Raw genomic sequence first — 22,300 nt, 5'->3', positions numbered from 1 at the left:
CGCCCTGCAGCCCGTTATACTCCCTGGTTGGTGCTTTGTTCGCAGACCACCTTCGCCAGTTAAATCAATAATTTGGCGTCGAAACATAATCCCGATTACTAAATGTGGCAGCGCGCCGGCCGGTCCGGCCGCGATGCCCGGAAGCAACCGCCGCATGCGCCTTTCCACCATCAAGCTGTCCGGTTTCAAATCCTTCGTCGATCCGACCACCCTGCATCTGCCCACCAACATGACCGGTGTGGTCGGTCCTAACGGCTGCGGCAAATCCAACATCATCGACGCCGTGCGCTGGGTAATGGGCGAGAGTTCGGCCAGCCGTCTGCGTGGCGATTCGCTGACCGACGTGATCTTCTCCGGTTCGGCTGCGCGCAAGCCCGTCTCGCAGGCCACGGTCGAACTGATCTTCGACAACAGCGACCACACCATCGCCGGCGAATTCGCCGCCTTCAACGAAATCTCCGTCAAACGCCTGGTCAGTCGCGACGGCACCAGTAATTACTATCTCAACGGCACCAAGTGCCGCCGCCGCGACATCACCGACTTGTTCCTGGGCACCGGTCTGGGCCCGCGCAGCTACTCGATCATCGAGCAGGGCATGATCAGCCAGATCATCGAGGCGCGCCCGGAAGACCTGCGCATCTATCTGGAAGAAGCGGCCGGCATCTCCAAATACAAAGAGCGCCGCAAGGAAACCGAAACCCGCATCCGCCACACCCGCGAAAACCTCGACCGCCTGGGCGACCTGCGCGAAGAGATCACCAAGCAGTTGGAGCACCTCAAGCGCCAGGCCCGCCAGGCCGAGCAATACCAGGCGCTGCAGGAAGAACGAAAGATCAAGGACGCCGAGTGGAAGGCGCTGGAATACCGCGGCCTGGACGGCGAACTGCAGAAGCTGCGCGAAGGCCTGTCGCAAGAAGAGACCAAGCTGCAGCAGTTGATCGCCGAACAGCGCGAAGCCGAGCGCCAGTTGGAAACCGGCCGCGCCGGCCGCGAATCGGCCAGCGACGCATTGAACAAGGCGCAGGGCGAGGTCTACCAGGTCGGCAGCGCGTTGGCCCGTATCGAACAGCAGATCCAGCACCAGCGCGAGCTCGGTGAGCGCCTGCAGAAGGCCCGCGACGAAGCGCAGAGTGCGCTCTCCGAACTCGGCCAGCACATCAGCGGCGACGAGACCAAGCTGGCGGTGCTGCGCGAATCCGTGGCCGAGGCCGAGCCGCAACTGGCGCAGTTGCAGGAAGACGACCAGTACAAGCAGGAAGCCCTGCGCGAAGCGGAGACCAAGCTATCCGACTGGCAGCAGCGCTGGGAAGGCCACAGTCGCGAGTCCTCCGAAGCCGCTCGCGCCGGTGAAGTCGAGCGCACCCGTGTCGACTATTTGGACAAGCAGTCGCTGGAAGCCGAGCGCCGTCGCGAAATCCTGACTAGCGAACGCAGCGGGCTGGATCTGGACGCGCTAGCCGCGACTTTCGAACAGGCCCAGCTGCAGCACGAAACCCAGAAGGCGTCGCTGGACGGGCTGAATACCGATTTGGAAACCCGCAAGCAGGCCGTCGGCGCACTGCAGGAACAGCAGCGCAGCGCGCAGTCTGAACTAGCGGAAGTCCGCAAGAACACCCAGGCCGCGCGCGGCCGCCTGTCTTCGCTGGAAACCCTGCAGCACGCTGCGTTGGGCCAGGAGCAGGGCGCGGCGGTGGCGTGGCTCAAATCGCGCGGACTCGATTCTGCCGCCCGCGTCGGCGAAAGGCTGACCGTCGAATCGGGTTGGGAAAACGCAGTCGAAGGCGCGCTCGGCCAGCTGATCGAGGGCGTTCTCGTCGATGCCCCCGAAGCGCTGGTCGAAGCGCTGGGCGAACTCGGCGAAGGCCGGATCGCACTGGTGTCCTCCGACGACGACGGTTCTACCTTCGCGCCGACTTCGCTCGCGGCGAAAGTGCAGGGTCCGCTGGCGATCCGTCGCTTGCTGGCGCGCCTACATGTCGCCGAGGATCTGGCCGAAGCCCGCCGCCTGCTGCCGCAACTGGGCGAGGGCGACTCGGTCATCACCCGCAGTGGCGAACGCATGGGCGCCGGCTGGGTGCGCGTGCTGCGTTCCGGTGCGGCCAAGCAGGGCGCCTTGCTGCGCGAGCGCGACATCCAATCGCTGCGCGTGGAAATCGAAGCGCTGCAGAAGCGCGAAGCCGAACTCGACCAGTTGCTGACCAGCTTCCGCGATCAGCTGCTCGCCGCCGAACAGCATCGCGAGGACGCCCAGCGCGCGCTCTACATCGCCCACCGCGGCGTTTCCGAACTCGCCGGCCAGCTGCAGAGCCAACAGGGCAAGGTCGAGTCCGCACGCAACCGCATCGACCGCATCGACGGCGAACTGCTGCAGCTGCATGAAACTCTCGACAACAGCCGCGAACAGGCCCGTGAGGCGCGTTCCAAGCTTGAAGACGCCATCAACCGCATGGCCGAACTGGAAACCACGCGGCAGTCGCTGGATGCCGAGCGCCGCCAGTTGGCCGAAGCACGCGATGCCGCCCGCGACGCGGCCCGAAATTCCCGCGACACCGCCCACGCGCTGGCGCTGACCCTGGAATCCCAGCGCACCCAGATCGTGGCCTTAAGCCAGGCCCTGGAACGCATGAGCGGCCAGCGCGGCCAGCTCGATTCGCGCCTGGGCGAACTTTCCTCGCAGCTGAGCGCCGGCGATTCGCCGGTCGAATCGCTGGAAAACGAACGCCAGGCCGCGCTGGAGCAGCGCGTGCTGGCGGATCGCCAGTTGGGCGAAGCGCGCGCGGCACTGGAAGGCATCGACAACGACCTGCGCAACTTCGAGCAAGTGCGCCACCAGCGCGACGAACAGTCGCTGACTCAGCGCGAAGTGATTTCGCAGCGCAAGCTGGATCAGCAGGCGCTGAGCTTGAAGGCCGAGCAACTCTCGGGCGCCGTGGTCAAAGCGGGATTCGTGCTGGAAGACGTCATCAACAGCCTGCCCGAAGTCGCCGCCGTGGCCGACTGGGAGCAGGCGGTGGGCAGCATCGACGGCAAGATGCGTCGCCTGGAGCCGGTCAACCTGGCCGCGATCCACGAGTACGGCGAAGCCTCGCAGCGCTCCGAATACCTGGAGGCGCAGAACGCCGACCTGACCTCGGCGCTGGAAACCCTGGAAGAAGCCATCCGTAAGATCGACCGCGAGACCCGCGGCCGCTTCAAGGACACTTTCGATCGGGTGAATTCGGGCGTGCAGGAACTTTATCCGCGCCTGTTCGGCGGCGGTCACGCCTACCTGGAGCTGACCGGCGAGGATCTGTTGGACACCGGCGTGGCGATCATGGCCCGCCCCCCCGGCAAGCGCGTCTCCAACATCTCGCTGCTCTCGGGCGGCGAGAAGGCGATGACCGCGGTGGCGCTGGTATTCGCCATCTTCCAGCTCAATCCCGCACCGTTCTGCCTGCTGGACGAGGTCGACGCCCCGCTGGACGAAGCCAACGTCGGTCGTTTTACGGCGATGGTCAAGGAGATGAGCGAGAAGGTGCAGTTCCTGTTTGTCAGCCACAACAAATCGACCATGGAAGCCGCACACCAGCTCAGTGGCGTTACCATGCGGGAGCCTGGCGTCAGCCGTCTGGTCTCGGTGGACTTGGAAGAGGCCGCACGCCTGGCCGGAGCCGCCTGATTTTGGGCAACATCGCCTTGGGCGGCACGACCCTTGCAAACGGGACTCTGAAAAGCACGACCCTGAAAAGCACGACCTTGATAAGCACGGCTTTGACAAGCACGATCCCCTCAGCGACCCCCGCGCGGAGAAACAGATAAATGTCCGACATGGCCTTGCTTAGAATCGGCATCCTGATCGCAGGCGTGCTGCTGATCGTGGCGATCGTCTTCTTCGGCCGTCCCAAGAAATCGAAGCAGGGCAAACGTCTCGAGCCCGGCGAACGCGATGGCGCGCGCACGGAGCCCAGCCTGGCTGGGGATCTTTCCGCGGACGGCTCGGGGCTGGACTACAGCAGCGATGCGGTTTCCCAGCCGGAGCTGGGTCTGCCCGGCGGCGCCATCGAAACCGACCTGGGCAAGCGCCCCAGCCAGGATTTCGACAAGATCGTGTCGCTCTACGTCGCCGCCCGCGCCGGCCACACCTTGCGCGGCGAGGACATCGTCGTGGCCGCCGAAAAAACCGGCCTGACCTTCGGCCACATGAACGTGTTCCACCGCCTAGTCGAGAACCATCCCGAGCGAGGGCCTATTTTCAGCATGGCCAACATCCTGCAGCCCGGCAGTTTCGACATGGCCAACATCCGCGAACTGGAAACGCCGGCCATCGCTTTCTTCCTCACGCTGCCGGCGCCGCTGACCGCGCTGGACGCCTGGGAGAAGCTGCTGCCCAATGTGCAGCGCATGGCCGAGCTGCTGGATGGCGTGGTCCTGGACGACAGCCGCAACGCGCTGGGGCGCCAGCGCATCATGCATATCCGCGAGGAACTGCGCGCCTACGACCGCCAGCACGAAGCGCCACCGCTGACCAAGTCGCCGCGTTGGTGATTGAAGCCCCTCTCCAGTGGGAGAGGGGTTGGGGTGAGGGTCCGGCGAAGTCATGATGGTTCCGACGACGCTGACTCCGCCGTACCCTCATCCGGCGCTACGCGCCACCTTCTTCCGGCGGGAGAAGGGTTTGAAAGCCACCATCTCATGACTACTGCTTCTTCTCGCGCTGCCAAACTCCGCCAACAACTCGAAGACGCCAATCACCGCTACCACGTCCTCGACGAACCCAATATTCCGGACGCCGAATACGATCGGCTGCTGCGCGAGCTGGACGAACTGGAAGCCGCCCATCCGGAACTGGTGACGCCCGATTCTCCGACCCAGCGCGTCGGCAACGCACCCTCCTCGAAGTTCGCCGAAGTCCGCCATGCCATTCCGATGCTTTCGCTGGGCAATGCCTTCAGTGAAGCCGAGGTGCGCGACTTCGTGCGCCGCATCGAGGAGAAACTGAAGCGCCCAGTGCTAGAATTTTCGGCCGAACCGAAACTCGACGGTCTCGCCATCAGCCTTCGTTACGAAAAAGGCCGCTTCGTGCAGGGCGCCACCCGCGGCGACGGCGCCAGTGGCGAGGACGTCACCGCCAATCTGCGCACGGTGAAAGCCATTCCGCTGCGCCTGCGCGGAAAAGGCTGGCCCGCGGTCCTCGAAGTGCGCGGCGAGGTGTACATGCCGCGCGCCGCTTTCGAGAAATACAACGAACAGGCGCGTCTGCACGGCGGCAAAGTGCTGGCCAATCCGCGCAACGGCGCCGCGGGATCGCTGCGCCAACTCGACCCGCGCCTGACCGCGCAGCGTCCGCTGGCTTTCTTCGCCTATGGCGTCGGCTTGGTCGAGGGCGGTGCGTTGCCGGACACGCATTCGGCCACGCTCAAGCAGCTGCGCGAATGGGGATTTCCGGTCAGCTCGGAATCGAAAGTGGTCGAGGGCGCCCAAGGCCTGCTCGACTACTACGGGCGGATCGGCGGCAAACGCGATGCGCTGGCCTTCGACATCGACGGCGTGGTCTACAAGCTGGACGACAACGACGGCCAACGCGAGATGGGTTTCGTCTCGCGCGCGCCGCGCTGGGCGATCGCGCACAAGTTCCCTGCGCAGGAACAGTCCACCACGGTCGAGGCCATTGAGATCCAGATCGGCCGCACCGGTGCGGCCACGCCAGTCGCGCGGCTGAAGCCTGTACAGGTCGCCGGCGTGGTCGTCACCAACGCGACCTTGCACAACGCCGACCAGATCGCGCGCCTGGACGTGCGCGTGGGCGATACGGTGATCGTGCGCCGCGCCGGCGACGTGATCCCGGAAGTGGTCAGCGTGATGTTGGAGCAACGGCCGAAAGGCGCCAAACCGTGGAAGATGCCTGCGGCTTGCCCCATCTGCGGCTCGGAGATCGTGCGCGAGGAAGGCGAAGCCGCCTGGCGTTGTTCGGGCGAGTTGAGTTGTCCGGCACAGCGCAAGGAAGCCATCCGTCATTTCGCCTCACGACGGGCAATGGACGTCGACGGCCTGGGCGACCGTTTCATCGAGGCTCTGTCCGACCTGGGTTACCTGCAATCGGTGGCGGACCTGTACAAGCTGACGTTGGAAGACCTGCTGGAAATGAAACGTCGCGCAGACGAGCGCGACGGCACCACGCCAGAGACGGTAAAGGCCGGGAAGGTCGCCACCAAATGGGCGGAGAACCTGATCGAGGCCATCGATCGCAGCCGCAACACCACGCTGGAGAGATTCCTGTTCGCCCTCGGCATTCAGCACGTCGGCGAAAGCACCGCCAAGGCGTTGGCGGCATGGTTCGGCGATCTGCAAGTGATCCGTCGCCTGCCATGGCCCTTGTTCAAGCATGTCCCGGATGTCGGCGGCGAAGTCGCGCGGTCCATCGGCCATTTCCTGGACCAACCCGGCAACCAGCAGGTTGTCGATGAGCTGCTGGCGCGCGGGGTGAAGATTTCCGAAACGCATCCGCCGACGGCGAAACTTCGCGAAGGACTGGACCTGGCCACATTGCTGGTGGACCTGGAAATCCCCAAGGTGACCCGCATCCGTGCCGAACAGCTCGGCAACGCCTTCGGCACTGCGCAGGCGCTGGTGGATGCGCCTGCGCATCAGTTCGTAAGCGCCGGCTTGCCTTCCGAATCCGCCAATGCGCTGGCGACGTGGCTCGAGGTTGCGGACAACGCGAGTCTGTTGCTGCAGGGTAGCGATGCCATCGACCGGTTGTTGGCCGCAGTCCCGAAGACGGAGAAAGTCGTCGTAGGGCCGCTGGATGGCAAGACCGTGGTCTTGACCGGCAGCCTGTCCTCGATGAGCCGCGACGAAGCCGGGGAAAAACTCGAAGCGCTGGGCGCCAAAGTCGCGGGCAGCGTGTCCAAGAAGACCAGCCTGGTGGTAGCGGGCGAGGCGGCGGGATCCAAGCTTGCCAAAGCCGAGGAACTCGGGGTCGAGGTATGGGATGAGCAGAGGTTGTTGGATTTCCTGGCAAAGCATTCATGACGCAAAAGACGCGGCGCGCCACGTCCACCGTCAATCTGGATGCGCTGCGCCTACGCGCGGCGGTCAACGCGCTGTTCCGGCTGTATTTCGCCGAACGTGACGTGTTGGAGGTGGAGACGCCCATCCTGTCCGAGGCCGGTAACACCGAACCCAATATCGAAAGCTTCACCACCCACTTCACCGGGCACTCCGAAGCGGGCGCGCGCACGCGCTGGATGCGCACGTCGCCCGAGTACCCGCTGAAACGTCTGCTCGCCGCCGGTGTGGGCGACTGCTATGAGCTGGGCCGCGTATTCCGTAACGGCGAGGCCGGCGGACGCCACAACCCCGAGTTCACCATGCTCGAGTGGTATCGCCTGGGCTGGGATCACCTGCAACTAATCGAAGAAACCGTACAACTGGTGCAGCGCGCGCTGGGCCTGATTCGCCGCGAAGCCGAAGTGGTTTCCTGCACTTACCGCGAGCTGTTCCAACAAGGGCTCGGTCTGGATCCGTTCACCGCTTCCGATGAGCAACTGCGCGCGCCTTTGTCCGCGCACACCATCGACGCAGAGGGGCTGACGCGCGACGACTGGCTGGATCTGCTGATCACGCATCTGCTGCAGCCCGCGTTTCCGGCGGACCGTATTACCGTAGTTCGCGACTGGCCCGCTTCGCAATGCGCGCTGGCGAGAATACGCCCCGGCGATCCACCGCTGGCCGAACGTTTCGAGTTGTACTTGGGCAGTCACGAGTTGGCCAACGGATACCACGAACTGATCGACGCGACCGAGCAACGCCAGCGTTTCATGCGCGATCTGTCGGTGCGCGAGTCCAGGATCGCGTCGCTGCCGCCAGTGGACGAACGCCTGCTCGACGCCATGGCCGGTGGGCTGCCTGCGTGCGCGGGAGTGGCGCTGGGCGTGGACAGATTGCTCATGGCCATGATGGGCACCGACCGCATTGCCGACGTGCTGGCTTTCCGATTTAGGGAAGCCTGAACGGATATCGGCGGATCAGACACTCAGACACCTTATTTTTCATATTCGTTAACGGGATTCGTGTGACTCTGTCGCTGGTGTTACGGGGGCAAGCATGAAGATCCTTTCGAAAGTCTGCGTGGTGTTGCTGTTGGCATGCTCGGCCGATGTATTTGGCGAAGCGCCAACGGCCAGCGGCATGCGTTTTCGTTGCGAATCCGACCGCACCGAACAGCACTACTGCGAGGTGGATACCGATGAAGGGATCACCTTGGTCAAGCAATTGTCGAAAACGCCCTGCATGCAAGGCCGTAACTGGGACTACGATCGGCACGGAGTCTGGGTGTCGCACCGCTGCCGCGCCGAATTCATTACCGGCAAATCGGTCCCGATAGAGGACAAGATCGAGGGCACGCTGGTGCGCTGTGAATCCCGGGCCAATCGTGTGGAACACTGCCCGGCGGAAACCCGCAACGGCGTGCGCCTGACGCGGTTGTTGTCCGACTCCGATTGCGTCGAAAACCTGGACTGGGGCTACGACGAGACCGGTATCTGGACAGCCCGCGGCTGCCGGGCCGAATTCAGGGTGGGCAAGACCGATGCGTCCGCTTCGCCCATCGATACCGGGTCGACGAAACTCCTGTGCGAATCCGATGACAGGCAGCGAAAGCGTTGCGAGGTAACAGTGGAAAAGGGAGTGGACCTCTTGCGCCAGCTCTCCCGGACCCGTTGCGTGAAAGGAACCAACTGGGACTGGGACAGTACGGGTATCTGGGTCGACAAAGGTTGTCGCGCGGAATTCGGCGTGTATTGAGCGCAACGCTTGGCTTACCGACGATGATTTAAACTTGAGGCATGGAAAAAGATATCGACTATGCCCGCTACGACCGGATTCGCCCGATCCTCTGGACCGGCGAAACGCTGGATCTGCTGGATCAGCGCAAACTGCCTTTCCAGGTCGAACATCTCAGTTCACGCAGTAGCGATGAAGTGGCCGCAGCGATCCATTCGCTGGCGGTCCGTGGCGCACCGGCCATCGGCATTGCGGCGGGCTGGGGCGTGGTGCTGGCGGCACGCGAAATCGAGGCCGCCAATGGCGCCGAGGCGGCGCTCAAGCTGGAGCCGGCCCTGCAAAGGTTGAATGCCGCCAGGCCTACCGCGGTCAATCTGGCTTGGGCCTTGGCCCGCATGCGCCGGGTGCTGCAGTCCGCCGGAGCGGACTGGCAACAGGTGCTGGAGCGCGAGGCGCAGGCTATTGCGGAAGAAGACCTCGCCGCCAACCGCCACATGGGCGCGTTGGGCGCCGGCTTGATAGAACCCGGCAGCGGCGTGCTGACCCATTGCAATACCGGTTCGCTGGCAACGGCGGGCTTCGGGACCGCACTCGGCGTGATCCGCGCCGGCGTGGCCCAAGACCGCATCGCCCGGGTATTCGCGGACGAAACCCGGCCCTGGCAGCAGGGCGCGCGGCTGACGGTCTGGGAACTGCAGCAGGACGGGATCGACGCGACCCTGATCGCCGATTCCGCGGCATCGCATCTGATGAAAACCGGCGCGGTGCAGTGGGTAATCGTCGGCGCCGACCGCATCTGCGCCAACGGCGACACCGCCAACAAGATCGGGACCTATCAGCTGGCCATCGCTGCGCGTCACCACGGGGTCAAGTTCATGGTGGTAGCGCCGTCCTCGACAGTGGACATGGACACCGCCAGCGGCGATTTGATCGAAATCGAGGAACGCGACCCAGGCGAAATGCTCGGCATCGGCGGCGTGCGTATCGTCGCGGAAGGCATCCGCGCCTGGAACCCGGTCTTCGACGTCACCCCGGGTGAGTTGATCGATGCCATCGTCACCGAGAAAGGCGTTATCGAGCGGCCTACAGCCGAAAAGATGCAACTGGCTTTCGGCTGACCAGCTCCTGTAGGGCCGAGCTTGCTCGGCTGCCGTTGATTTCGCGTAAGAGCAGCCGAGCAAGTTCGGCTCTGCAAAAAATCAGCGACGTCATCCCGGCGAATGCCGGGACCCAGCTCAACAGCGTCGGGTAGCTGGATCCCCGGCATTCGCCGGGATAACGACCCTTGAGTTATCGCTATCCGCTTCGGGCTTTTTCGGTCATCCCTAGCTCCTCTAAGTGCTTGTTTTTCTAGCATTCCCAGGCTGCTCCCAGGTACCCATCCGTGGTACAATTCCGCAGTTGAAAATCCCACCGATTTCCGGCCCGCCGAACCTGCTTCGGTAGCCCGGTCTTTGGCCGTAGAAATAACCAGAAAACGGAACCCGAATGGCAGAACTCGCCAAGGAAATCATCCCGGTCAACCTCGAAGACGAGATGCGCCGCAGCTACCTGGACTACGCCATGAGCGTGATCGTGGGTCGCGCGCTTCCCGACGTACGCGATGGCCTGAAACCCGTGCATCGCCGCGTCCTGTTCGCGATGAACGAACTTGGCGCGCATAGCAACAAGGCCCATTTCAAGTCGGCGCGTATCGTCGGCGACGTGATCGGTAAGTACCACCCGCACGGCGACCAGTCGGTGTACGACACCCTAGTGCGCATGGCTCAGCCGTTCTCGCTGCGCTATCTGCTGGTGGACGGGCAGGGCAACTTCGGTTCGGTCGACGGCGACTCCGCAGCCGCCATGCGTTACACCGAAGCGCGCATGTCTCGGCTTACCGACCAGTTGATGGCGGACATCGACAAGGAAACCGTCGACTTCCAGCTCAACTACGACGAGAAGGAATACGAACCGACGGTCATGCCGACCCGGTTCCCGAACCTACTGGTCAATGGCTCGGCCGGCATCGCGGTGGGCATGGCCACCAACATCCCGCCGCACAATCTCACCGAAATCATCGACGGCCTGATCGCGCTGATCAACGACCCGGAAATCGACGTCGACGGGCTGATGCAGTACATCCCGGGCCCGGATTTCCCCACCGCCGGCATCATCAACGGCACCAGCGGGATAGTGGCGGGTTACCGCACCGGTCGCGGCCGGGTGCGCATGCGCGCGCGCGCCACCATCGAGATCAACGACGATACCGGCCGCGAGTCGATTATCGTCACCGAGATCCCGTACCAGGTGAATAAGGCGCGGTTGATCGAGAAGATCGCCGAGCTAGTCAAGGAAAAGAAGCTGGAAGGCCTGAGCGAGCTGCGCGACGAATCCGACAAGGACGGCATGCGCATCTACATGGAGGTCAAGCGCGGCGATTCGGCCGACGTGGTCCTCAACAACCTGTACCAGCAGACCCAGATGGAGTCGGTGTTCGGCATCAACATGGTGGCGCTGGTCGACGGCCGTCCGCAGACGCTGAACCTGAAGCAGATGCTGGAGGCGTTCATCCGCCACCGCCGCGAAGTGGTCACTCGCCGCACCATCTTCGAACTGCGCAAGGCCCGCGCCCGCGCGCACATCCTCGAAGGGTTGACCGTCGCGCTGGCCAACATCGACGAGATGATCGAGCTGATCAAGACTTCGGCCAACCCCGGCGAAGCGCGCGAGCGCATGCTGGCCAAGACCTGGGAACCGGGTCTGGTCGGCGCCTTGCTGGCGGCCACCGGTGCCGATACCTCGCGTCCGGAGGACCTGCCGGCCGGAGTCGGGTTCCTCAATGGTGCGTATCAGCTGACCGAGATCCAGGCCACCCAGATCCTGGAAATGCGTCTGCATCGCCTGACCGGTCTGGAGCAGGAAAAGCTGACCGAGGAATACAAGGAGCTGTTGGAAACCATCGGCGGCCTGATCCGCATCCTGGAAAACCCGGATGTGCTGCTGGAAGTGATCCGCACCGAGTTGCTGAACATCAAAGAAGAGTTCGGCGACGCGCGCCGCAGCGAAATCCGCCACAGCGAAGAGGACCTGGACATCCTGGACCTGATCGCGCCGGAAGACGTGGTGGTGACCCTGTCGCACGCCGGTTACGCCAAACGCCAGCCGGCCAGCGCCTATCGCGCCCAGCGCCGTGGCGGCCGCGGACGCAGCGCGGCGGCGACCAAGGAAGAGGATTTCATCGATCAGCTGTGGCTGGTCAACACCCACGACACCCTGCTGACCTTCACCAGCAGCGGGCGCGTGTTCTGGTTGTCGGTGTACCAATTGCCGGAAGCCGGTTCCAATGCGCGAGGGCGTCCGATCATCAACTGGATTCCGCTGGAAGCCGGCGAACGCGTGCAGGCGGTGCTGCCGGTGCGCGAATACGCCGAAGGCCAGTACGTGCTGTTCGCCACTCAGGACGGCACGGTCAAGAAGACTCCGCTTACCGAGTTCGCCTACCGGCTGTCGCGCGGCAAGATCGCCATCAACCTGGACGAAGGCGACGCGCTGATCGGCGTGGCCCTGACCGACGGCAGCCGCGACGTGATGCTGTTCGCTTCCAACGGCAAGGCCGTGCGTTTCGCCGAGAAGGAAGTGCGCAGCACCGGCCGCAACACCACCGGCGTGCGCGGCATCCGCCTGACCAAGGGCGAGCAGGTGCGCAGCCTGATCGTGGTCGAAGGCGACGGCGACATCCTGACTGCCAGCGAGCGCGGTTACGGCAAGCGCACTCCGGTCGAGGACTATCCGCGCAAGGGCCGCGGTACCCAGGGCGTGATCGCCCTACAGACTTCGACGCGCAACGGCCAGCTGGTCGGTGCGGTGCAGTTGTCCGACCACCACGAAGTGTTGCTGATTTCCGACGGCGGCACCCTGGTGCGCACCCGCGCCGCGGAAATTTCGCAGGTGGGCCGCAATACCCAGGGTGTGACCCTGATAAAGCTGGCCAAGGAAGAAACCCTGCAGGCGGTCGAGCGTCTGGATGCATCGCTGGACGAGGACGACGAGTCATCCGAGCTCGTGGTCCCCTCAGTCGATGGTCCCAGTCCGCAAGCCTGAGCGACGTTACTTTTGCTTTGCCCCCTTTGAAAAGGGGCTACGGGGGCTCTTGATCCTGCTTCTGAAGCAAAAGCAAATCCCCTCACTCCCCCTTTTTCAAAGGGGGAGGCAAAAATGAAGAACATCGCGGATGCGAAGCACGAATTTGTAAGCAGGCTTGACCCTAAACCAATTCGATTTGCGTTCTATACTGCCAATACATCCTAGGCAGGGAAATGCAAATGGAATCGACATCGCAGGCAAACGCGCGCATCCGCTGGGTACGCGCGTTTTTCGTTTCGGCATTGATGCTGTTGGCGCTGGGCGCCTGCAAGCGCAACGAAACCGGGCAGCTTCCCGAGCCGAGCGGCGAACCGATCAAAGCGCAGAAGGAAGAGATCAAGGGCTTCGCGCTGGCCAGCATCTATCCGGACGAGCACGACGGCGATCTTTCCATCGCCCTGGAATTCAGCCGTCCGTTAGTGGGCTCGCAGAACTTCGACGATCTGCTGGTAGTGACCGACGACAAAGGGGCAACCGTCAAAGGCAGTTGGGTGCTGGACGAAAAGGGCCTGATCCTGCGCTTCCCGTACGTGGAGGCGGCCAAGGACTACGAAGTCCTGGTGCGTGCCGACCTGCTTGCCGCCGACGGTAACCGGCTGGGCAAGGAGCTGAAGGAGAAAGTCCATACCGGCCAACTGGATCCCGCCGTGGGTTTCGCTTCGCAGGGCAGCGTGCTGCCGGCACGCGAAAGCCGCGGACTGCCGGTGGTGTCGATCAACGTCAAGGAAGTGGACGTAGAGTTCCTGCGCGTCAGCGAGAAGAACCTGCCCAAGTTCTTCTCCGAATACCAGCGTGGGGGCAGGCGCGGCAATTGGGACCTGGACAGCGAGTACAACGACAACACGCCGATAGGCGAGCTGGCCGAGCCGGTCTACGTCAACCGCTTCGTGCTGGGCGGCAAGCCCAACGAACGCATGCTGACCTATCTTCCTATCCAGGACATCAAGGAGCTGCAGGATCCCGGCCTGTACTTCGCGGTGATGAAGCGCACCGGCAAGTTCTCCGGCGATTTCGAAACCGCCTTCTTCACGGTCAGCGACATCGGCCTGCATGCGCGCGCCTACAAGGACAAGTTGTTCGTGCACACGGCCTCGTTGAACAACGGCGATGCCATCGGTGGCGTTGAGCTGAAGATCCTCGACCCGCAGGGCGAGGTGTTCCTGAAGGGCGAGACCGACAGCAACGGCAACGCGCTGCTTAACTACAAGCTCGATGCGGGCCAAGTGCTGATCGCCAAGCGCGACAAAGACGTATCCATGTTGCCGTTCAACCAACCGGCGCTGGATCTGTCCGAATTTTCGGTCGCCGGCCGCGAGACGGCTTGGTTCGATGTGTTCGCCTGGTCCGGGCGCGATCTGTATCGCCCGGGCGAAACCGTGCGCATCAATGCGTTGCTGCGCGACAACGACGGTAAGCCCACCAAACCTCAGCCGATCTTTCTGCGCCTGAAGCAGCCGGATGGCAAGACCTTCCGAGAGACCCGTCTCCAGCCGGGTGCGCAGGGGTATTTCAGTTTCGAGCAGGTCATTCCGACGGAAGCGCCGACCGGGCGTTGGCAGGTCGAATTCCGCACCGATCCGGCCAGCAAGGAAGCTGTGCAGGGCATGACTTTGCGCATCGAGGAGTTCCTACCCGAGCGCATGAAGCTGGATCTGGAAGCCACCCAGCAAGTCCTCAAGCCTGGCGAGCCGTTCAAGCTCAAGGCCAAAGCGGCTTATTTGTACGGCGCGCCGGCCGACGGCAACCGCTTCACCGCCAAGATGGCGATCGCGGTGGAACAACATCCGCTGGAACAACTGCCCGGCTATTTTTTCGGCGATCCCACTTTGAGCTTGCCCAAGGAAGCAAAAGACATCATCGATACGACCTTCGATGCCGAAGGCGTTTACGAGGAAGACATCGCGCTGCCCGCCGAAGCTAAGCCCAGCAGCACGATAGCGGCAGTCGTTTCCGGCAGCGTCTACGAAACCGGCGGCCGCACCGTCAACCGCACGCTCAAGCGCGTGCTGTGGCCGGCCAATGCGCTGGTCGGCGTGCGCCCGCTGTTCGACGATAAGGACGGCGCCGACGCCAACAGCAATGCCCGCTTCGAGCTGGTGCGCGTGGACGCTGCCGGCAAGCCGCAATCTGCCAAGGGCCTCAAGGTCACTCTGGTGCGCGAAATCCGCGACTACCACTGGAACTACGACGAGGACGACGGCTGGGATTACGATTTCACCCAGCGCTTCGAGAACTTGGAGGTTAAGACGGTCGATATCGGAGCGACCGCCGCCAAGGTCGATTACCCGGTGGAGTGGGGGGGCTACCGGCTGGAAGTGTTCGATCCGGCGACCGGCCTGACCACGCGTTATCCGTTCAATGCGGGCTGGAGCTGGGACGACGAGAACCGTGGCCTGGATGCGCGCCCCGACAAGGTGAAGATCGCCCTCGACAAGACCGGCTATAAGGCCGGAGACACGCTCAAAGTCACGGTCACTCCGCCGCATCCCGGCAAGGGACTGTTGATGGTCGAGAGCGACCGCATGCTTTACGTGCAGGAAATCGACGCCAAGCCGGGCAGCACCTTCGAGATTCCGGTGACCGCGGACTGGGAACGCCATGACGTGTACGTCACGGCACTGGTGTTCCGCGGCGGTTCCGTACCCAGCAAGATCACTCCGGCGCGCGCTGTGGGCGTGGCCCATGTGCCTATGGATCGCAGGGCGCGCCGGGTCTCGGTAGGACTGGTCGCGCCGAAACAGATGCGGCCCGAGCAGGATCTGCCGGTCACCGTCAGCGTGCCCGAACTGGCAGGAAAACAGGCGTTCGTGACGGTTTCCGCTGTGGATGTCGGCATCCTCAACATCACCCGCTTCCCGGTGCCCGACGCCAATGCGCAGTTCTTCGCCCAGCGCCGCCTGGGTGTGGATGCGTACGACGTGTACGGTCGCGTGATCGAAAGTTTCGAAGGCGATACCGCGAAGATCCGTTTCGGCGGCGACATGGCGCTGGCGGCATTGCCGCAGGCCAAGCGCCCGACCTCGCGCGTGCAGACCGTGGACCTGTTCGCTGGCCCGGTACAGCTGGATGCGAAGGGCAATGCGCGGGTCAAGTTGAAGGTTCCGGATTTCAACGGCACCTTGCGGGTGTCGGTGTTGGTGTACTCGGAGGATCGTTACGGTAACAAGGATCGCGAAACACTGGTGCGCGCGCCCATCGTGGCCGAAGCCAGTCTGCCGCGCGTACTGGCGCCGGGCGACAAGAGCACGGTGACCCTGGACGTGCAGAATTTCACCGGGCAGCCTGGCGATTTCAAGGTGCAGGTGGATGGCATCGGTCCGTTGTCGATCGCACAGGCTTCGCGCAACGCCAAGCTCGGTAAGGACGCCAAGACCACGCTCAGCTTCCCGATCACGGCGGGCGAGGGTTACACCACCGCACAGGTCCGTGTGCGGGTGGATGGCGGCGGCTTCAAGGTCGATCGCAAGTACGATGTTCCGGTGCGCGCTGGTTGGCCGTCGGTGTTGCGTTCACAGACGCGAGTGCTCGACACGTTGGCGCCAGTCGAACTTGGCAGCGGTTTCGCCGATGGCCTGATGACCGGTTCGGTCAACGTGCGCATGATGGTCAGTGCGCTGCCGCCGATCCCGTTCGCCAGCGCGCTGCAAGGCGCGCTGGAATATCCGTACGGTTGCGCCGAACAGACCACCAGCAAAGGCTATGCCGCGCTGGAACTGGACGATGCGACGGCGAAGATGCTGGGCGTAAAGGGGCTGGATCCGAAGAAGCGCCGCGAACGCATGGAGGGCGCCTTCGGTCGTCTGGCTTCCATGCAGGTGTCCACCGGCCATTTCTCGATGTGGGGCGATGACGGTTACGTCAATCCGGGTCTGACGCCTTACATCGTGGAGTTCCTGCTGGATGCGAAGGAAGGTGGATTCGCAGTACCGGATACGGTGCTGCAGAAGGCCTTGACCCGCTTGAGCGAGGATCTGCTGGCGGGCGGTGCGCAGTTCTATGGCTACGATTCGCGCGACCATCTTAAATTCGCCAGCCAGGCCTATTCCGGTTACGTGCTGGCCCGGGTGAACCGCGCCCCGCTGGGTACGCTGCGTGCGCTCTACGACAACGAGCGCGGCAAGAGCCTCACCGGGCTGCCCTTGGTGCACCTGGGCATCGCGCTGTCGCTGCAGGGCGACAAGAAGCGGGGCGAGAAGGCGATCGCCGACGGCTTCGCCAAGGCCGGCGATCGTTCGGGTTATCTGGGCGACTACGGCAGCCGCGTGCGCGACGATGCCTTGATGATCGCGCTGGTGCACGAGCGCAAGCTCGGCAAGCCGGCTTACGATGCGCGCTCGGTGTCCCTGGGTCGCGAGCTGGATGCGCGCCGCAACACCGGCTGGATGTACCTGAGCACGCAGGAGCAGGTGGCGCTGGCGCGTCTGGGCAAAGCGTTGATGGCGGATCAGAAGAAACTCGTCTCGGGCAGCTACAGCGTCGGCGGCGAAAGCGAGGCGGTTGCGGCCACCAAGATCTTCGGCCGCAGTTTCGACTACGCCACTCTCGCCAAGGGCGTGCGATTCACGCCCGAAGGCCAACCGCCCTTGTTCGCCAGCCTGGAAGTCGCCGGTATCCAGCGCAGCCCGCCGGCTTTCGACAACAAGCAGATCGGTATCGAACGCAGCTATTACACGACCGATGGCAAGGAGTGGAAGGGCAGCACCTTGAAGGAGGGCGAGGCATTGATCGTACGGGTCAGCATCACCGCGAACGTAAGCATGCCTGATGCCTTGTTCACCGATCTGCTGCCGGCCGGTCTTGAGATCGAGAACTTCAACCTGGGCGACGCCAAGCAGTGGGCGGACGTAGTGGTGGACGGCATCAACATTACCGACCGCTCCAGCTCGGCCGACGTCAAGCACGAGGAGTACCGCGACGATCGCTACGTGGCCGCCTTGAAGCTGGATCGCGGCGACGCCGCCAAGGTGTTCTACCTGGTCCGTGCGGTCACTCCTGGCACCTACAGCGTGCCGCCGCCGCTGGTGGAAGACATGTACCGCCCGGATATCCGTGGCGTGGGCAAGTCGACGCCGGCCTCGATCACGGTGGTGCAGCCGTGATGGGGAAGCTTCCCTTCTCCCTCCGGGAGAAGGTGCCCGTAGGGCGGATGAGGGAGCGGATTGTCCGCCCGCATTAGGGTTCCCGTGGCACGGAATTTCCATTCCCTCATCCGTCGCTTCGCGCCACCTTCTCCCGGAGGGAGAAGAAAAAGCGTGCGAGGTCTGCTGCCTTGGCTGCGCTGGGGCACGATAGCCGTGTTGGTGACACTCCTCGTCCTGGACCTCGCCTTCCCACCTCCACTTCCCAAAGCCCGCGACACCAGCACTCTGGTGGTCGCACGCGACGGCACTCCGCTGCGCGCCTTCGCTGATCGCAACGGCGTCTGGCGCTACCCGGCCACGCCGGAAACCGTATCGCCGCTCTACCTGCAGGCGCTGCTCAACTACGAAGACCGCTGGTTCTGGAAGCATCCCGGCGTCAATCCTTGGGCGCTGCTACGCGCAGGCGGGCAGTGGCTGCGCGGCGGACGCATCGTTTCCGGCGGCTCCACCCTGACCATGCAAGTCGCGCGCATCCTCGACCCGCACTCGCGCACGCCATGGGGCAAGGCCAAGCAACTGTTGCGCGCGCTGCAGCTCGAAGCGCACTTGTCCAAACGGGAAATCCTACAGCTGTACCTGGAACGTGCGCCGTTCGGCGGCGCCATCGAAGGGGTGGAAGCGGCGAGCTGGGCTTATCTGGGCAAGCCGGCGTCGCGACTATCGCAGGCCGAAGCGGCTTTGCTGGCGGTATTGCCGCAATCGCCCAGCCGGCTGCGTCCTGATCGGCATCCGGAAGCTGCGCGCATCGCACGGGACAAGGTACTCAAGCGCATGGTCGCGTTGGGTGTCTGGCCGCAGGCGGAGGTGGACGATGCCCGCGTCGAATCGGTGGTCGCCCGTTCCCTGAAACCGCCGCTCAGCGCCGCCTTGCTGGCCGAACGCCTGCATCAGGCCGATCCCAAAGCCGCGCGCATCGTATCCAGTGTCGATCCCGAGCTGCAGCGGACGCTGGAGGAACGCGTCTTCGCTTATTTCTCCACTCTGCCCGAACGCACTTCAGCCGCCCTGCTGGTGGTCGACAACACCAGTCTGCAGGCGCGTGCCTATGTCGGTTCGGTGACTTTTGGCGACAAGCAGCGGCTGGGTCATGTGGACATGGTGCAGGCCTGGCGCTCGCCCGGTTCCACGTTGAAGCCTTTTCTCTACGGTCTGGCGCTGGACGACGGGTTGATCCACTCGGAAAGCCTGTTGATCGACGCGCCGCAGACGTTCGACGGCTATCGTCCGGGCAATTTCGATTCCGCCTTCAACGGTCCCATCGGTGCGGCCGAAGCTTTGCGGCTTTCCTTGAATGTGCCCGCGGTGGATTTGCTGGATCGCGTGGGTCCAGCGCGTTTTTCCGCGCGGCTGGCCAACGGGGGCATCGAGCTGAAATATCCGCGCGGCGGCAAACCCAATCTCTCCATGATTCTGGGCGGTACCGGTGCGCGGTTGGAAGACCTGGTGGGCGCGTTCGCCGCATTCAATCGCGACGGCCTCGCCGGACGCGTGCGTTATACCGACGCCGATCCGGTCATAGACCGCCGCATGATGTCGCCGGGAGCGGCCTGGATACTGCGCGAAATACTCGAAGCCAATCCAAGGCCCGGTTATGGGTTAGGCACTTTTGATATCGGTTCGCGTCCGCGCGTGGCGTGGAAGACGGGAACTAGCTACGGTTTTCGCGATGCGTGGGCGATCGGCGGCACGCGCCGCTACACGGTCGGCGTATGGGTAGGTCGACCGGACGGCACGCCCTTGCCGGGCCAGTACGGCGCGGTTACCGCGTTGCCGCTGATGTTCGAAGTGATCGACAGCCTGCCGCAGGCACGCAGCGACGGCGTGCCCGCGCCGCCGCCCGCCAACGTCGCCGAGGCGGAAATCTGCTGGCCGTTGGGCTTGCCGCCCGAAGCCGACGCTCCGCAGCTATGCCAGCGACGGATGAAAGCATGGACCCTGGACGGCGCCGTTCCGCCGACGTTCGCCGAACGCGATGCCAGGCTCTGGAATACCGGACGCGAGCGCTTCGAGGTGGACGCGAAAACAGGGCTGCGGCTTTCGGGCGAATGCGCGAAACCGCATGAGCCGCGCGCGGCGCAAATCGCGCGTTGGCCGGCGCTCGCATCGCCATGGCTGTCATCGGAAACGCGTAGGGAGTCCCGGTTGCCCGCGTTGTCCGCGGACTGCATCGCCGATGGGCGCGAAGCCTCCTCCGAGCTGCGCATCGAAGGATTGAATGACCGCGCCACCATCGCCCGCGCACCCAGCAGTACGCATGGCGCTAGGTTGCAGATACGTGCACTGGGCAGCGATACCAAGATCCAATGGTTGCTGGATGGGAGATGGATAGCGGAAACCAATGGCGCGCAGCCTTTCCAGCGCGACTACTCGGAACCCGGCGACCATACCCTTACCGCGTTAGCGGAGAGCGGCGCATGGACGCGGATCAGCTTCCGCGTCCTTCTATGAGCAAACCCTGTAGGGGCGACGCGAGTCGCGAAGCGCTTAGCAATCAAAGGTTACAGGTTTCGCGACTCGCGTCGCTCCTACAAGATATGGCTAGTTGCCGATCCAGCCGTCCAGCAGGTCCGAGAACTCGTCGGCGTGCTCCTCTTCCTGGGCTAGGATCGATTCCAGGATGCGCTTGGTCGTAGTGTCGCGGTCGCCGATGTAGTTGATCATCTCGCGATAGCTGTCGATGGCGATGCGCTCGGCGATCAGGTCCTCTTTGACCATGTCGCGCAGGTCGTGACCGACCTTGTACTCGGCATGCGCGCGCTTAGTCAGCGTGTCCGGATCGAGGTCCGGTTCGCCGCCCAGCTGCACGATGCGCTCGGCGATTTTGTTGGCGTGCTCGTGTTCCTGCTGCGCGTGCTCCAGGAATTCGGCCTTGATCGAATCGGCCAACATGCCCGAGGCCATGAAGTAGTGGCGGTAGTAACGCAATACGCAGACCCATTCGGTGGCCAGCGCCTCGTTCAAGAGACGGATCACCACTTCCTTGTCGGCGCCGTAAGTGCTGGTGATTGCGCCATCCTCAATGTTCTTGCGCGCATTCGCGCGCAGAGTTGCGGTGGCGGTCAAAGGCGACTTGCCGGCAGTGGAAGCTTTCTGCGGCTTGGATTTGCTGGCGGGCTGGGACATTGGCTGGCCTTGTGGTGGAGGGAGAGGGAATCAGTTCGGCAGGTTTTCCAGCACGTGTTCGGCCGAAGAGACGTTGAACTCGCCGGGAGATTCGACCCAGAGCTGCCTGACCACGCCGTCTTCCGCGTATAACGCATAGCGTTTGGAACGTACGCCCATGCCGTAGCCGCTGGCGTCCATTTCCAGGCCCAAGGCGCGGGTGAAATCGGCATTGCCGTCGGCCAGCATCTCCAGGCCTTCCGGTACTTCTTGCGACTTGCCCCAGGCCTGCATCACGAAGGGGTCGTTGACCGACACGCAATACACATCGATGCCGCGTTTGTGGAATTCATCGAAGTGTTGGACGAAACCCGGCAGGTGGCGCTCCGAGCAGGTCGGCGTGAATGCGCCGGGTACCGCGAATAGCACGACCTTGTGTCCGCCGAACAAGGTGAGGGTGTCGACCGTCTCCACCCCGTCACGGATGCGCTTGAGGGTGATTTCAGGAATGGTGTCGCCGGTCTGTATGGTCATGGAGGGTTCCTTGAGGATGAATGCAGGGTAGGCGCGGGGATGGTAAGGCCGCGTCAAAGGTACTTGAAACCGGCCGTTTCACGCCTATCTCTTGGCCATGGCGGCCAAGCGCCGCTCCCTACCGGAAACAGAACTCAGGAGTCACACCATGCATGCCGTTCATTACCGCCATTGGCCGCGCCAGGTCGCGCGCCAGCAGCAAATCAACCAGTTGTTCGAGCACTTCTTCGACAAGGCCGCCGCCAACGCTCCTGCAGAAGCCCAATGGGTGCCGCGCGTGGACGTGCGGGAGGAAGCAGGGCGTTTTGTGATCCTGGCGGATCTGCCGGGAATCGCCACCGATGCGATCGAGATCCAGATGGACAAGGGCGTATTGAGCATCAAGGGCGAGCGCTCCAATCCGGCGCTCGGCGAAGGCGAGAAATACTCGCGAGCCGAACGGCGCCAGGGCGCGTTCCACCGTGAGTTCGCCTTGCCGGACAGCGCCGACGCCGAAGGCATCGTGGCCAGCGGCAGCAATGGCGTGCTGGAGATCAGCATTCCGAAGAAGGCCCAGTCGGCCCCGCGCCGCATCCAGGTCGGCGAACCGACGATGCAGTAAAGCGGTGCGGGCATGGCATAGGTCGCAGCAGCAG

The 22,300-nt window shown here is 63.6% G+C and carries 12 protein-coding genes; 10 read left to right on the top strand and 2 right to left on the bottom strand.

The window, feature by feature from the left end; all coding sequences use genetic code 11:
* Positions 1 to 154 precede the first annotated feature (154 nt).
* The 9 genes from smc (at position 155) to pbpC (ending at position 20,477) form a co-directional block, all read left to right on the top strand.
* A complete protein-coding gene (gene smc / locus AC1DTQ_RS04220) occupies positions 155 to 3,658 on the top strand; it encodes a chromosome segregation protein SMC (RefSeq protein ID WP_477848234.1) in 3,504 nt (1,167 codons plus the stop codon).
* A gap of 140 nt (positions 3,659 to 3,798) precedes the next feature.
* Positions 3,799 to 4,524 carry a cell division protein ZipA gene (gene zipA / locus AC1DTQ_RS04215; protein ID WP_477848233.1) on the top strand — a complete coding sequence of 242 codons (726 nt, stop codon included), beginning with the start codon at positions 3,799 to 3,801 and terminating at the stop codon, positions 4,522 to 4,524.
* Between the two features lie 147 nt (positions 4,525 to 4,671).
* A complete protein-coding gene (gene ligA, locus AC1DTQ_RS04210; RefSeq protein ID WP_477848231.1) occupies positions 4,672 to 7,011 on the top strand; it encodes an NAD-dependent DNA ligase LigA in 2,340 nt (779 codons plus the stop codon).
* Positions 7,008 to 7,991: an EF-P lysine aminoacylase EpmA gene (gene epmA, locus AC1DTQ_RS04205; RefSeq protein WP_477848229.1), complete on the top strand. Its 984-nt coding sequence runs from the start codon at positions 7,008 to 7,010 to the stop codon at positions 7,989 to 7,991. The genes ligA and epmA overlap by 4 nt, the downstream gene beginning before the upstream one ends.
* Positions 7,992 to 8,085: 94 nt before the next feature.
* Positions 8,086 to 8,784, top strand: coding sequence for a DUF3011 domain-containing protein (locus AC1DTQ_RS04200; protein ID WP_477848227.1), 699 nt, complete (start codon positions 8,086 to 8,088; stop codon positions 8,782 to 8,784).
* 41 nt (positions 8,785 to 8,825) lie between these two features.
* Positions 8,826 to 9,881 carry an S-methyl-5-thioribose-1-phosphate isomerase gene (gene mtnA / locus AC1DTQ_RS04195; protein WP_477848225.1) on the top strand — a complete coding sequence of 352 codons (1,056 nt, stop codon included), beginning with the start codon at positions 8,826 to 8,828 and terminating at the stop codon, positions 9,879 to 9,881.
* A gap of 370 nt (positions 9,882 to 10,251) precedes the next feature.
* Positions 10,252 to 12,846, top strand: coding sequence for a DNA gyrase subunit A (gene gyrA, locus AC1DTQ_RS04190; RefSeq protein WP_477848223.1), 2,595 nt, complete (start codon positions 10,252 to 10,254; stop codon positions 12,844 to 12,846).
* A gap of 287 nt (positions 12,847 to 13,133) precedes the next feature.
* Positions 13,134 to 17,987 carry an alpha-2-macroglobulin family protein gene (locus tag AC1DTQ_RS04185; protein WP_477848359.1) on the top strand — a complete coding sequence of 1,618 codons (4,854 nt, stop codon included), beginning with the start codon at positions 13,134 to 13,136 and terminating at the stop codon, positions 17,985 to 17,987.
* 108 nt (positions 17,988 to 18,095) lie between these two features.
* Positions 18,096 to 20,477, top strand: coding sequence for a penicillin-binding protein 1C (gene pbpC, locus AC1DTQ_RS04180; RefSeq protein WP_477848358.1), 2,382 nt, complete (start codon positions 18,096 to 18,098; stop codon positions 20,475 to 20,477).
* 90 nt (positions 20,478 to 20,567) lie between these two features.
* Here the strand turns inward: pbpC and AC1DTQ_RS04175 are convergent, their stop codons facing one another.
* Together AC1DTQ_RS04175 and AC1DTQ_RS04170 are read right to left on the bottom strand one after the other, a co-directional pair.
* On the bottom strand, positions 20,568 to 21,152 hold the full coding sequence (locus AC1DTQ_RS04175) for a ferritin-like domain-containing protein (protein ID WP_477848221.1): 585 nt from the start codon (positions 21,150 to 21,152) through the stop codon (positions 20,568 to 20,570).
* A 30-nt stretch (positions 21,153 to 21,182) separates the two neighbouring features.
* Positions 21,183 to 21,665: a redoxin family protein gene (locus AC1DTQ_RS04170; protein ID WP_477848219.1), complete on the bottom strand. Its 483-nt coding sequence runs from the start codon at positions 21,663 to 21,665 to the stop codon at positions 21,183 to 21,185.
* A 148-nt stretch (positions 21,666 to 21,813) separates the two neighbouring features.
* Between AC1DTQ_RS04170 and AC1DTQ_RS04165 the strand changes: the two genes are divergently transcribed.
* Positions 21,814 to 22,266: an Hsp20/alpha crystallin family protein gene (locus tag AC1DTQ_RS04165; protein ID WP_477848217.1), complete on the top strand. Its 453-nt coding sequence runs from the start codon at positions 21,814 to 21,816 to the stop codon at positions 22,264 to 22,266.
* The last annotated feature ends 34 nt before the right edge of the window (positions 22,267 to 22,300 follow it).

The sequence above is a fragment of the Pseudoxanthomonas sp. P4_B2 genome (assembly GCF_056402315.1).
The sequence above is the reverse complement of the archived record's forward strand: the minus strand, read 5'-3'. Positions and strand labels throughout refer to the sequence as shown.